General features: G+C 60.8%; 10 protein-coding genes. 5 read left to right on the forward strand and 5 right to left on the reverse strand.

From position 1 onward, the window contains the following. Positions 1–143: 143 nt before the first annotated feature. Positions 144–1064, forward strand: a complete 921-nt coding sequence (locus IB213_RS01510; protein ID WP_191722589.1) for a LysR family transcriptional regulator — start codon at positions 144–146, stop codon at positions 1062–1064. Between the two features lie 200 nt (positions 1065–1264). Here the strand turns inward: IB213_RS01510 and IB213_RS01515 are convergent, their stop codons facing one another. After that, complete coding sequence (locus tag IB213_RS01515) at positions 1265–1825, reverse strand: TetR/AcrR family transcriptional regulator (protein WP_191722590.1); 561 nt, start codon at positions 1823–1825, stop codon at positions 1265–1267. Positions 1826–2004: 179 nt separating this feature from the next. Here IB213_RS01515 and IB213_RS01520 point away from each other — a divergent pair, with 179 nt between their 5' ends. The 3 genes from IB213_RS01520 to IB213_RS01530 all read left to right on the forward strand — a co-directional run bounded on the left by IB213_RS01520 (position 2005) and on the right by IB213_RS01530 (position 7943). Beyond that, positions 2005–3204 carry an efflux RND transporter periplasmic adaptor subunit gene (locus IB213_RS01520; RefSeq protein ID WP_192405168.1) on the forward strand — a complete coding sequence of 400 codons (1200 nt, stop codon included), beginning with the start codon at positions 2005–2007 and terminating at the stop codon, positions 3202–3204. Positions 3205–3309: 105 nt separating this feature from the next. Then, on the forward strand, positions 3310–6474 hold the full coding sequence (locus IB213_RS01525) for an efflux RND transporter permease subunit (RefSeq protein WP_192405169.1): 3165 nt from the start codon (positions 3310–3312) through the stop codon (positions 6472–6474). 14 nt (positions 6475–6488) lie between these two features. Then, the gene (locus IB213_RS01530; protein WP_370551168.1) at positions 6489–7943 is read left to right on the forward strand and encodes an efflux transporter outer membrane subunit; all 1455 of its coding nucleotides are present in this window, start codon (positions 6489–6491) and stop codon (positions 7941–7943) included. Between the two features lie 295 nt (positions 7944–8238). Here IB213_RS01530 and IB213_RS01535 read toward each other — a convergent pair whose 3' ends face one another. From IB213_RS01535 to IB213_RS01550, 4 genes are all read right to left on the reverse strand, one after another. After that, complete coding sequence (locus IB213_RS01535; protein WP_192405171.1) at positions 8239–9207, reverse strand: tripartite tricarboxylate transporter substrate binding protein; 969 nt, start codon at positions 9205–9207, stop codon at positions 8239–8241. Positions 9208–9371: 164 nt separating this feature from the next. Beyond that, positions 9372–10268 (reverse strand): transporter substrate-binding domain-containing protein, encoded by an 897-nt coding sequence (locus IB213_RS01540; protein ID WP_191722595.1) that lies wholly within the window; start codon positions 10266–10268, stop codon positions 9372–9374. A gap of 442 nt (positions 10269–10710) precedes the next feature. Beyond that, entirely contained in the window at positions 10711–11583 is an 873-nt protein-coding gene (locus IB213_RS01545; protein WP_225560918.1) for a FapA family protein, read from the reverse strand. Positions 11584–11738: 155 nt separating this feature from the next. Next, positions 11739–11918: a hypothetical protein gene (locus IB213_RS01550; protein ID WP_191722597.1), complete on the reverse strand. Its 180-nt coding sequence runs from the start codon at positions 11916–11918 to the stop codon at positions 11739–11741. A 227-nt stretch (positions 11919–12145) separates the two neighbouring features. On the opposite strand from IB213_RS01550, the gene IB213_RS01555 reads away from it, so the two are divergent. After that, entirely contained in the window at positions 12146–12811 is a 666-nt protein-coding gene (locus IB213_RS01555) for a DUF2760 domain-containing protein (RefSeq protein WP_192405173.1), read from the forward strand. Positions 12812–12814: the final 3 nt, after the last annotated feature.

Genomic DNA, 12814 nt, shown 5'->3' on the forward strand with positions numbered 1-12814 from the left:
TGCACCGTGTAAATACGTATGCCAGCAACCCTATTCACAGTGCATGGTGCGATCAGTATTGACTTTGGTCAAACGATAATCTGGCACGCAGGTCATACCTTTTTGGAATGACTGCGTGCCTTCAGACTTTGAGTACCCGTTCCATGCAGCTGTCCCGCCGTTTTTTACCGCCCATGTCCTTGCTGTGCGCCTTTGAGGCATCGGCCCGCCACCAGAGTTTTACGGCTGCGGCGGGGGAGCTGCACTTGACGCAAAGCGCCGTCAGCCGGCAGATCCGGGCGCTGGAGGAGCGGCTGGGCACCGAGCTGTTTGTGCGCGAGCGCCAGACCGTGCGCCTGAGCCCTGCAGGACAGTCCTATGCGCTGGAGATTCGAGGGGCACTCATGCGCATCTCCAACGCCACCCTGGGGTTTCGCACCAACCCGCAAGGCGGCAGCCTCAATCTGGCCATCCTGCCCACCTTTGGCACACGCTGGCTGGCTCCGCGCCTGCCGCAGTTTTTCAGTGCGCACCCCGGCATCACCATCAACCTGACCACACGGCTGTCACAGTTTGATTTTCAGCTCGAGGCGGTGGACGCGGGCATCCACTTTGGCCTGCCGCACTGGCCGGGGGCGGAGCTTGCGTTTTTGATGAGCGAAACCGTGGTGCCCGCCTGCAGCCCCGGCGTGTGGGCACAGCACCAGTTTGCCCAGCCGCAGGACTTGCTGCGTGCACCGCTCTTGCACTTGGTGTCGCGCCCTGATGCGTGGCGGCGGTGGTTTGACCACCAGGGCTGCCATGTCAGCGAAATTCAGGGCATGTTGTTTGACCAGTTCGCCACGGCGGCACAGGCGGCCACGGCAGGCGTTGGCGTGGCGCTGCTGCCCAAGTTCCTGATTGAGCGGGAGCTGGCAAGCGGAGAGCTGGTGCGGGCACTGCCGCAATTGCCGGAAGTTGAGAGTGCTGAGCGCTATTACCTGGCCTGGCCCACCAGCCGTGCGGGCTATCCGCCGCTGCAGGCGTTTCGGGGCTGGCTGCAAGAGGCAGCCCAAAGCTTCATGACTGGCACCCCCCAGCCCTGAAAAAGCTGCTCGGGGCAAGCTGCACAAGCCCGTATCTGAAAGGCCGCGCTGACAGGCGATGCGTGTGTGGCAAAGGGGATGCAGGCGTTGCTGCAGCGCTGACGCATGGGATGGCTGTCAATCGACGTGGTCTGTGGCGACACCACAGTGCCCGCTGCAAGGCCACAGCCGGGGCCCGCCCTAGAAAGCCCGAGAAAGCGTCAAGGCGCTGACACACCACGCAGGAATGTGGTTTCCACAATATGGGCCAGCCCTGCTCGCGCCAGACGGCCACGGCGTTCTGCATCAACCAGTCCACTAAAGATGCTGAACCACAACTCAGACAGCGTGGCAGCAGTGACGTCGATACGGAAAACACCAGCTTGCTGCCCGCGTAAAAAAAACGCATCCATCCTTTGCTCGCACTTTTCAATCGTCTCAGGTGGCATCTCTCGAGCGAGATCGTTCCAGTAATGCGTCAGAAAGGCGGTCAGTTCAGGGTGTTCCAGGTGGCGAGCGATGAGCTTGCGCAATGCCTCGGCAGGCGGGTCTGTCTCTAAGCAGGCGTCCTCGGTCGCCTGATTCAAGGCCTCACTGGCCTGTGTTGCCAGCCGCTGAATCAGCTGCTCGCGTGTGCGGCAGAAGCGATACAGCGTAGCCTTGCTAACGCCAGCCGCCTTGGCCAGCTCTTGCAGTGTGGCTCGCGGGTGGTCAACCAAAGCCAGCGCCAAGGCAGCAAGCATTCGGGAGTCATCGGCTTCGGTGACAGCGTGGGCATTCATCGGTGGGTGGGACTTCTTTTGAGAAAAATTTTCCACTAATTGAATCACATAAGTTTCTTTTGTGTGCTGCAACACAATTCCAGTGGCTTTTAAAAGGACTATTTGAAACTTATTTGATTCATTTGATATTTTTTTGTAATCATTGCGGCTCTTTTAAATGCATGCATTGAGACGTTGTGATGTCCATATCTACCCATAAAAGGCGCTTGCTGCCTCTTTCTTTGCTGGCCACCGTAGTACTGACTGCCTGCGGCCAGAGTCATCAAGGAGCCTATGAACAGCAGGCACCCGCTGTGGAGACGATGACGGTACAGCCTCGCCCCCTCACGATTTCCAGTCAATTACCGGGCCGTATCGAGGCTGCGCGGGTTGCCGAGGTACGGGCACGGGTGGCAGGCATTGTGCTGAGCCGCAACTTTGAGGAGGGGGCGGATGTCAAGGCGGGGCAAGTCTTGTTCCGTATTGATCCGGCACCTTTTAAAGCCGTCCTCTCGCGTGCACAGGCAGGGCTGGCGCGGGCCGAAGCTACGCTGGCGGATGCCCAGATGGTGGTGAAGCGCTATACGCCGCTGGTTAGCATTGACGCAGTGAGTCAACAAGATTTTGATGCTGCCCAAACGGCACTGAAGGCGGCGCAGGCCGAGCGCCAGTCGGCACGGGCCGAAGTAGAGACTGCACAGCTGAACCTTTCCTACGCCACAGTGACAGCACCGATTGCTGGCCGTATTGGCCGCGCACAAGTGACTGAAGGCGCACTGGTGGGCCAAAACGAAGCTACACCCTTGGCCACCATTCAGCAAATTGATGCGGTGTATGCCGACTTCAGGCAGCCCGTGGCAGATGCCCAGCAACTGCGGGCAGCCGCTGTTTCGGGGCAGAAAACGGGGCAAGCCAGTGACCGCATCACGCTCAAGGTAGAAGGCTCGGGGCAGGAGCGTGAGGGGCGTTTGCTGTTCTCCGATATCTCTGTCGATCAGGGCACCGGGCAGGTGCTGCTGCGCGGCAAGTTTCCCAATACCGATGGCATGCTGCTGCCGGGCATGTATGTGCGTGTAACCACCGTGCAAGGCACGGATCCGAAGGCCATTTTGGTGCCGCAGCGTGCAGTACAACGCAGCGCGGACGGCAGTGCGCAGGTGCTGGTGATTGGGGCAGACGATGTGGCGCAGTCGCGGCCAGTGAACACGGGCGCCATGTATGGAGCGCAGTGGCACATCACGCAGGGACTGCAGGCTGGAGACCGCGTGGTGATTGGCGGCAACGCAGCGCCTGGTGCCAAGGTGAAGGTGAAGGTGACTGAAAAAGATGAAGCCCCTCCCGCCGCTTCGGCATTGCCCGCTGCATCGTCCACCTTGGCAACTGATGCCAAAACGGCCTGAGGCCTGCCCCAGCCCCCCAGCTCTTGCATTTGACGTGAATGCCCCCGCACCTGTCGCGGATTGTGACTGCCCTGCGCTGAACATTTGCGTGTCCTAGGACCCGACATGCCCCGTTTCTTTATTGACCGCCCCAACTTCGCGTGGGTGGTCGCCATTTTCATCACGCTGGCTGGCTTGCTGGCTATCCCCGCGCTGCCGGTCTCGCAGTACCCGACCGTGGCGCCACCACAGGTGACGATTTCCGCCACCTATCCGGGCGCGTCGGCTTCAACGCTGGTCGACTCGGTCACCAGCGTGATCGAAGAAGAGCTCAATGGCTCCAAAGGGCTGATGTACTACGAGTCGTCCAGCAGCTCTTCGGGGATGGCGGAGATCACCGCCACCTTCGCGCCCGGCACTGATCCCGATCAGGCCCAGGTGGATGTGCAAAACCGCATCAAGAAGGCTGAGTCGCGCCTGCCGCGCGAAGTGACACAGCAAGGCTTGCAGATTGAGCAGGCCAGCTCAGGTTTTCTGATGATCTATACGCTGGCCTACAAGGACAGCCATTCCACCAAGGATGTAGTGGGTCTGGCCGATTACGCTGCACGCAAGATCAATCCAGAAGTCAGGCGTCTGCCGGGCGTGGGGAAAGTGCAGTTTTTTGCTGCCGAGGCCGCCATGCGGATCTGGGTTGATCCGCAAAAGCTGCTGGGTTATGGATTGTCGATCGCCGATGTCAATACGGCGATTGCAGCGCAAAACGTGCAGGTGCCAGCAGGCAGCTTTGGCGCACGTCCGGGCACGCCCGAGCAGGAGCTGTCGGCCACGATTGCCGTGCAGGGCATGCTGGAGTCGCCCGAAGCATTTGGGCGTATCGTGCTGCGCGCCAACCCAGACGGCTCACAGGTCACCTTGAGTCAGGTGGCTCGTATCGATGTGGGCCGGCAGGACTACAGTTTCGAGATGCTGGAGAGTGGCAAAAAGGCTGTGGGTGCCGCTGTGCAGCTGGCACCCGGGGCCAATGCACTGCAGACGGCACAAGCCGTCAAGGAGCGGCTGGCGGAGCTGTCCAAAGACTTCCCCGCCGATATTGAATATGCCGTGCCTTACGACACATCGCGTTTCGTGGACGTGGCAATCACCAAGGTCATTCAGACATTGGTGGAAGCGGCCTTGCTGGTGTTCGTTGTGATGTTCCTGTTCCTGCAGAACTTCCGCTACACCACCATTCCCGCCATCGTGGTGCCGGTGTGTCTGGCAGGCACGCTGGCGGTGATGTATGCGCTGGGCTTTTCCGTCAACATGATGACGATGTTCGGCATGGTGCTGGCCATCGGTATTTTGGTGGACGATGCCATTGTGGTGGTGGAGAACGTGGAACGCATCATGGCCAATGAGGGCCTGCCCCCCAAACAGGCAACCATCAAGGCCATGGGGCAGGTCTCGGGTGCCATTGTGGGCATCACGCTGGTGCTGTCGGCTGTGTTCTTGCCGCTGGCTTTCATGAGCGGATCGGTGGGGGTGATCTATCAACAGTTCTCGCTGTCGCTGGCCGTCTCCATTCTGTTTTCTGGCTTCCTGGCGCTGACCCTGACGCCTGCACTGTGCGCGACGCTGCTCAAGCCCATTCCTGCAGGTCACCATGACGAGAAGCGTGGTTTCTTTGGCTGGTTCAACCGCAGATTTGGTGCGCTGACTGAGCGCTACACATGGCTCAATACGCGTCTGGTGCAGCGCAGCGGCCGCTACATGCTGGTGTATCTGGCTGTCGTCGCTCTGCTGGCATTTGTGTACACCCGGTTGCCCGAATCGTTCGTTCCTTCCGAAGATCAGGGCTACTACATCGTGGACGTGCAACTGCCCCCCGGTGCGACGCATGCGCGCACCGAGCAGGTCGTGAAGTCGATCGATGAGTACCTGCTCTCGCGTCCAGCCACAGAGTCCACCGCGATGGTGATGGGGTTCAGTTTTTCTGGCACAGGTCAAAATGCGGCCATTGGGTTTCCGGTGCTCAAGGATTGGTCTGTGCGCGCAGCGGGTCAGTCGGCTGACGATGAAGTGGCGGCATTCAACGCGCACTTTGCGGGCATGACCGACGCCAGCGTCATGGCGGTGTCTCCTCCGCCCATCGAAGGTCTGGGCAATGCCAGCGGTTTCGCCCTGCGGCTGCAAGACCGTGGCGGTGTGGGCCGTCAAGCGCTGACTGCGGCACGTGACAAGCTGCTGCAGCAGGCCAACACCTCGCCCATGTTCCTCTACGCCATGATGGAAGGCCTGCAGGATGCACCCCAGCTGCGTCTGGACATTGACCGCGAGAAGGCGCAAGCACTGGGTGTGAACTACGGCACCATCAGCGCGGCCCTCTCAACAGCCTATGGCTCAGCTGTGGCGGCGGACTTCGCCAATCAAGGGCGCTTGCAGCGTGTGGTCGTGCAGGCCGACATGGCCAGCCGCATGACGCCAGAATCCTTGCTCACCTTGCATGTGCCAAATGCACGCGGCGAGCAGGTGCCGCTGTCCGCCTTTGCTACGACGGTCTGGGAGACCGGTCCCGTGCAGATTGCACGCTACAACGGTTATCCGGCCTTCAAGATATCGGGCGATGCTGCCCCTGGACGCAGTACCGGGGAGGCCATGGCAGAGCTGGAGCGCTTCATGCATGAATTGCCACCGGGTATTGGTTACGAGTGGACCGGACTGTCCCTGCAGGAGCGCTCTGCCGGTGCGCAGGCTCCTGTGCTGCTTGTGCTGTCATTTGTGGTGGTGTTTTTGCTGCTGGTCGCTTTGTATGAGAGCTGGGCCATTCCTGCTGCAGTAATGCTGGTGGTGCCTGTGGGTGCCCTGGGCTCCGTACTGGCGGTGACGGCCTTGGGCATGCCCAACGATGTGTACTTCAAGGTGGGGCTGATTACGATCATCGGCCTTGCCGCGAAGAACGCGATTTTGATTGTGGAATTTGCCAAGAGCCTGCGCGAGCAAGGCATGGGCTTGGCGGAGGCAGCCATCGAAGCTGCGCGCCTGCGTTTTCGACCGATCGTGATGACGTCGCTGGCCTTCATTTTGGGGGTGGTGCCACTGGCTATTGCTTCAGGGGCCGGCGCGGCCAGCCAGCGTGCCATTGGCACCGGGGTGATTGGCGGCATGCTTACGGCAACGGTGCTGGGTGTGCTGTTTGTACCGATCTTCTTTGTCTGGGTGCTGTCACGCTTTCAAGGCCGTAAGTCGACCGGAGCCAGCGCGTCGACTTCCACCTCCCACCAACCTGCGGCCGATGCAGCAGGAGATTGACCGACATGAACATATTGAACCTTGAACGCACGCCAGCAACTTTGGCAGTGCTCACTTTGAGCGTGCTTTTAGCCGGTTGCTCGTTTGCCCCTGCACACCAGCGGCCAGACGTGAGTCTTCCTGCGCAGTGGAGCACCGTGCAAAACCCGTCGGATGTGTCCGCAGTTTCTGCGGCTGCATCGCTGCAGTGGCAGTCGTTTGTCACCGATGACACGCTGCGCGGCTTGGTCACGCAGTCCCTGGCGAACAATCGCAACTTGCGTCAAACCTTGCTGGATGTGGAGGCCGCACGCGCCACCTATCGTGTTGAGCGCGCGGATCGCTTGCCTGCTGTGGGGTTGCAGGGCAACGGGGCACGGCAGCGTACCCCTGCAGATCTGAGCAGCACCGGCAGTTCGCAGGTGCAATCTTCCTACCAGGCGGGCATAGGGCTTGCCGCTTTCGAGCTGGATCTGTGGGGGCGTGTTCGCAGCCTGTCGGACGCTGCGCTCCAGGAGTATCTGGCGACCGAAGAGGCTGCCCGCTCCGTGCAGATCAGTCTGGTGTCTGAAGTCATTCAGGCGTACGTGACACGTGATGGTGCGCTGCACCGGCTGTCACTCACATCCAGCACCCTGAAGGCGCGTGAAGCTGGCCTGACGCTGATAAAGCATCGCCGTGAGGCGGGTGCTGCGACGGCGCTGGAGTACCAAGATGCCCTGGGTCTGGCTGCGCAGGCAAGGGCTGAGCAGGCTAGCGTAGAGCGGCAAGTGCGTCAGGCCAGCCATGCTTTAGGGCTGCTGGTGGGGGATGCCGCGGTTGCCCTGCCTGATAGTCCGAGCACTGCGACATTGCTGGTTCAGGACATTGCGGTGGGAGCGCCTTCTGAACTGCTGAACTATCGCCCTGACATCAAAGCCGCCGAACATCGGCTGCAGGCGCGCAACGCCAGCATCGGGGCGGCGCGTGCAGCGTTTTTCCCGCGCATTTCACTCACCGGCCTGTTCGGTTCTTCGAGTGCCGAGCTGTCGGACCTTTTCTCCGGGGGGCAGCGCGCCTGGTCGTTCACGCCACAGATCCATTTGCCGATCTTCGATGGTGGTCGTAACCGCGCCAATCTGGAGCTCGCAACGCTGCGGCGCGATAGCGCAGTCGCTGCCTATGAAGGCACGGTCCAGACCGCCTTTCGCGAGGTTGCTGATGCGCTGGCTGCGACCGATACCCTGCGGCGTGAAGAGAGCGCGCGCGAGCAGCTGGCCCAGTCAGGCATGGAGTCTCTTCGACTGGCCGAGGCTCGCTGGCGAGCAGGGGTGGATAGCCAGCTGCGGTATCTTGATGCCCAGCGCAGTGATTTCTCCAACCGCATGTCGCTCATTGAAACCTCTACGCAGAGGCAGATTGCCCTTGCCACGCTGTTCACGGTGCTTGGTGGCGGCTGGACGCAGCAGGTGCAGGAGACTGCGCCAAGCAGCGCAGCGGCAGCAGGCTGACGCAAAAGCTGCAGCACAGTGGCTGGGTGCTGCAGCTTTTGCGGCTTTTAAGTAAAGGCATTTTCAATGCCTTAGCCCTGCAGCGTTTGAGTGCACTGCGCCACGAGTGAGGCATCGGGTGGTGTGCATTGCAGCCAGCTCACCAAGTAGGGCCAGCGTCGTTACACCTGTGTCCTCCGGCCATTGCAGGTGTGGGTGTGGGCACGACAGGGTGAAACAAGCAGATCACCTTGTCTGCAAGGCTGTATCCGGCCTGCAAGCTTGCAGTCGGTACCCTGCGATGTGCCCACAACGCTCAAAGCCGGATGCCGGCTTTCTTGATGATGGCTGCGTTGTTTTCGCTTTCCTTGCGCAGCAACTCGCCAAAAGCGGCACTGTCTTGCAGCAAGGCGACGTTGTCTGTGGCTTTCAAAATTTCCTGAATCTCCGGGGTCTGCACCTGCTGCTGCACCACGGCATTGAGCTTTTCCACCACTGCTGCTGGCGTGCCTGCCGGTGCCATGAAGCCGAACATGGAGGTCAGGTTGGCCTCGGGTACTCCCAGCTCGGCCAGCGTGGCGGCTTTGGGCTGGTTGGGTGCCCGCTGCGGGCCGGTGGTGGCCAGTACGCGCAGCTTGCCTTGTTCGATCAGGCTGTTGACGGTGGGGAACGGGTTGCCCAGCATGATTTCAAAATGCGCGCCCACCGCATCGGTCACCGTCTGTGCTACGCCTTTGTAAGGCACATGGATGAACTGCGCGCCGGTCTTGGCCTGAATCTGCTCGACCATGATGTGCCCCACCGAGCCCACGCCCGAGGTGGCAATCCGGATGCTGCCCGGGCTGGCCTTGGCCTGCGCAATCAGCTCTTGCCAGCTGCTGCCCTTGAAGGCGGTGGTTGCCAGCACGTAGACGGGCGAATACATCATCGGCACGACCGCCGTGATGTCTTTGAAAGGGTCGTACGACAGCTTCATCAGGTGTGGTGACAGCGTCAGTGGGCTGATGGCGCTGAGCGCCAGCGTGTATCCATCAGGGGCGGCCTTGGCCACTTCGGCCATGCCCACCGTACCCCCAGCACCGCCCTTGTTTTCCACGACAAAGCTTTGCCCCAGCGCATGACTCATCTTGTCCATGAGCTTGCGGCCCACGCTGTCCGTCACCCCGCCGGCAACATACGGGATCACCACCCGTACAGGTTTCTGGGGCCAGGGGCTTTGTGCCCATACGGCTGGCAAGCCCAGCGCGGCGGCGCTTCCGAGCATGAAGTGGCGACGTTGCATCATGATGCAATTCCTTTCAGTGTTTGCAGTGTGGCTGCGCGGGGCCTGTGCGCATGCTGCACGGCCCTTGGCGCTTGGCTGGGGTGCTGCAATTTTTATGCCGTGGTATTTGAAAAAGACAACGGCCTGCCAAGGTTGTACCGGGGCAGGCCGTTCATGCGGTGGGCTTAGGAAGCGTAGGCTTCCAGCGGCTTGTCGTTAGGCGCTTGCAGCAGTCCTTTGAGCGTGTCGCTCATGGGCAGGCTCAGAGACATGTTCTTGGGCGGAATGGGCTGTACAAACCACTTGTCATAAATCTTGGCCACTTCGCCCGACTTCATCATGCCGACCAGGGCATCGTCCACCGCCTTTTTGAAGGCTGGGTCATCTTTGCGAAACAGCAGTGCAATGGGCTCAGCACCCAGCACTTCACCCACAATTTTGTAGCCCTTGGGGTCCTTGGAATTGGCAATCACGCCAGCCAGCAGGTTGTCATCCAGCACGAAGGCATCAGCGCGGCCTGCTTCCAGCATCATGAAACTTTCAAAGTGGTCTTTGCCCAGTTGCGTGGGCAGATTCACGTTGTTGTCGCGGGCATATTTGCGCAGCAATTGCACGGCGGTGGTGCCTGCAGAGGCGGCCACGGTCTTGCCATCGAGCTGCTTGAACGAGGTAACAGGCGAGTCAGCACGCACAGCCATGCGCACTTCGCTGACGTAGGTGGTCACAGCAAAAGAAACCTGCTTTTGACGGCTCAGATTGTTGGTGGTGGGGCCGCAGCCCAGATCCACGGTGCCGTTTTGCACCAGAGGCAAGGTGTTTTGTGCCGTCATGGCCATGTACTCAATCTTGGCCTTGGGCACGATCTGGCCCAGCACCTTTTCGCACAGCTCTACGTGATAGCCCACAAATTGGGCGTTGGAGCCCAGCGCGTAGGCCATGGGCGCTGAGCTTTCTCGCACACCAATCACCACCTTGCCTTGCTGCTGAATTTTCTCCAGTGTGGTGGCAGTTTGTGCCTGCACGCTGAAAGCGGAGAGCACGGCGGCACAGGCCAGGGTCAAACGGGCAGACAAGAAACGCATAAGAAAAATCTCCATGGTGGGGGCTGAGCAATCTCCGTGCCGGTTGGTGAAAACCTGAGAGGCAAGGGGTGCGCGCTGTAGGGAGTGTCAAGCACTTGCGTCAACTATCTGGCAATTGCCCGTTGCGGCATAACGATGAAATGGAAGAAGGTCATGCGCTGGATGTATGACTAAGGTGTTACACCTAGCCCCAGGGCCGTTGCAGCCAGGGCTTGGCAGCAGTTGCCAGCGCGTGCAGCGCTGCACGCCTGCCAATCTTCCGTTGGGGCCGCTGGGGCCGTTGTGTGGGCGGGTGCAGGTGGCCCGAGGTGCCGCCTGTGGGCGCACGCGAAGATCAAGGGGGTGCGTAGCAGCGCTGGCGGAGGCACAGCCAGGCACAACGAACCACAAGGACGCACGCTGGCAAAGCAGCTGTGCACCAGAAAGGTGCGTGTGCGTTCTCTTATGCAGGGCAGGCGGCGGCGTCTTCCCACCAGCCGCTGACCAGCCCCTGTGGTTTGCGCAGGGCGCGTACCCAGGCGCAATCGGGCCATGCCTGCATCTGTACATTCATGCCCGCAAATACGCCATAGCCTTCGCCCGCGCTGATTTCTCCATCGGCCTGCAAGCTCTCGCCAGCCCGAATGCTGCAAGCGGCGCGCAGATCTCCCAGCGTCTTGATGCCCCAGCCCGCCTGAATGTGGTTGCCGCAGTTCACTTCGCCTTGCGTGGCGATGCCCTGGCCAACGTCCAGCAAGCCTTGCACGCAGACATCGCCCCCTGCACGCAGGCCTTTGGTGCATTGCAGCATGCCTTGCACCTGTACCTCGCGGCCAATGATGGCATCGCCCTGCAACTGCACCTTGCCCCCGCAGCGCAGCTCCCAGCCGGTGCGCAGCGATTCGGCATACACGTCGCCTTGCACCTCCACGCTCCAGGCCGTTTTGATGGTGCCGCCCGCCTTGAGCAGGCTGTCGCAAAAAATGGCACCACCGCTTTGAATGTCTCCGCCCACCTCCACTGTGCCTGCGCGAATGCCAGCCCCCACCTGCAGTTTGCCTCCCACCAGCAACTGCCCGGGCACGCGCACATCACCGTGCACGATCAGCGTGCCGGCAAAGACAAAGTGCTCGGCCTCCAGATGCTCCAGCTCCAGCACCGAGTGGGTAGCGCCAAAGTTCTCCAGCAGCCAGCGTGCGTCCTCAATGCGTCCGGCGGCCACCTGGGTGTCCATGGCGCTTTGGTAGTCCTTGCCACTGAGGTCATTGCGTACAAACCAGCGGTAGCCAGCAGCGCAGGGATTTTTGCCGCGCAGAAAAGTTTGGGTCAGTTCCATGTCCATGGGTCAAGCTCGTCCATTCCGGGTGAATGAGAACGGGCGCATGGCGTGGCTAGGCGGTGTCTGTACAGACGTAGTGGGGCCGTAGCGGTGTGTATGCGCCCTTGCGGTTGCAAGAGGTTGATGCCGTGCGGAGGAGAGAGTGTGTGGTCTTACACCTTCCGCACGGCGGCGGAAAGCATGGCCGTAACGCCACTGAGACTGATGAATGCCGTTGGAACACCATGGCTTTGCGCATGCTGGCGGCGCAAAACGCAGGCACGCGACTGTGGCGCTGCGGTCAAGGCAGTGCGGCGCAGGGCGGTGGCGGATGGTGCAAGCGTGGAGTGCATGGTGGGCACACATTATCGGGGGCATTGCTTTTCAGCATGTTGCAGTGCGACATTCGCTTGCGTGGGGATACCTTGCCCCGCAGCAAGGCATACAGCTTTGGGTAACATCGGCTCCCCTGCGGGCGCGCGCGGTCAGCGCATCTACCTTTGCCCGGCACCTATTTGTTCGTGCAAGCCCACGCCTTTGAGCTGGTGGTCTTGTGCGAAGTGTTTCGAGAACCATGTCCATGACATCCCACACCCCTCCCTCGTTTCTCAGTCGCATCGCTATTGCGATCGGCAGTTTCTTTGCCATCTTGGGCAATGGCCGCCTGGCCGCTGACGTGGCCCGCGTGCGCAATGGCGAAGCCCTGGCCGCCGATGTGGCACCTCAGGAAATCCGCGTTGAAGTGCCCGTCGAGAAAATTGTCGAAGTGCGCGTGGAAGTACCCGTAGAAAAGATCGTCGAGAAAACCGTGGAAAAACGGGTCGAGGTTCCCGTCGAAAAGCTGATCGAAAAAACCATTGAAGTGCCCACCAGCACTGCCGCGCTGCAACTGCTGGGTCTGATGCAGCGCGAAGCGCGTTTTGTGGACTTCATTCAGGAAGACGTGGCCCCTTATACCGATGCCGAAATTGGTGCCGCAGCCCGCGTGGTGCACGAAGGCTGCCGCAAGGTGCTGCGTGAGCACTTCGCCATCCAGCCTGTGCGCGTGGAGGCAGAAGGCACTCGCGTGACGCTGGAGGCCGGCTTTGACGCCGCCGCCGTGCGCCTGACTGGCAATGTGCTCGGGCAGGCACCGTTTACCGGAACCTTGGGCCACCGGGGCTGGCAGGTCACTGAGGTGAAGTTGCCCCAGCTGACCGACACGCAAGCGGCCAAGGTCATCGCGCAAGCCGAAGTGGAGCTGTAAACC

This window comes from Comamonas sp. CMM02, assembly GCF_014851485.1.
In the GTDB taxonomy this organism is placed as follows: domain Bacteria; phylum Pseudomonadota; class Gammaproteobacteria; order Burkholderiales; family Burkholderiaceae_C; genus Comamonas; species Comamonas avium.

Coding starts and splice junctions, on each gene's coding strand:
- IB213_RS01540 (WP_191722595.1), bottom strand. CDS start 10,268: ATGCGTTTCTTGTCTGCCCGTTTGACCCTGGCCTGTGCCGCCGTGCTC.
- IB213_RS01545 (WP_225560918.1), bottom strand. CDS start 11,583: ATGGAACTGACCCAAACTTTTCTGCGCGGCAAAAATCCCTGCGCTGCT.
- IB213_RS01510 (WP_191722589.1), top strand. CDS start 144: ATGCAGCTGTCCCGCCGTTTTTTACCGCCCATGTCCTTGCTGTGCGCC.
- IB213_RS01515 (WP_191722590.1), bottom strand. CDS start 1,825: ATGAATGCCCACGCTGTCACCGAAGCCGATGACTCCCGAATGCTTGCT.
- IB213_RS01550 (WP_191722597.1), bottom strand. CDS start 11,918: ATGCACTCCACGCTTGCACCATCCGCCACCGCCCTGCGCCGCACTGCC.
- IB213_RS01525 (WP_192405169.1), top strand. CDS start 3,310: ATGCCCCGTTTCTTTATTGACCGCCCCAACTTCGCGTGGGTGGTCGCC.
- IB213_RS01555 (WP_192405173.1), top strand. CDS start 12,146: ATGACATCCCACACCCCTCCCTCGTTTCTCAGTCGCATCGCTATTGCG.
- IB213_RS01520 (WP_192405168.1), top strand. CDS start 2,005: ATGTCCATATCTACCCATAAAAGGCGCTTGCTGCCTCTTTCTTTGCTG.
- IB213_RS01535 (WP_192405171.1), bottom strand. CDS start 9,207: ATGATGCAACGTCGCCACTTCATGCTCGGAAGCGCCGCCGCGCTGGGC.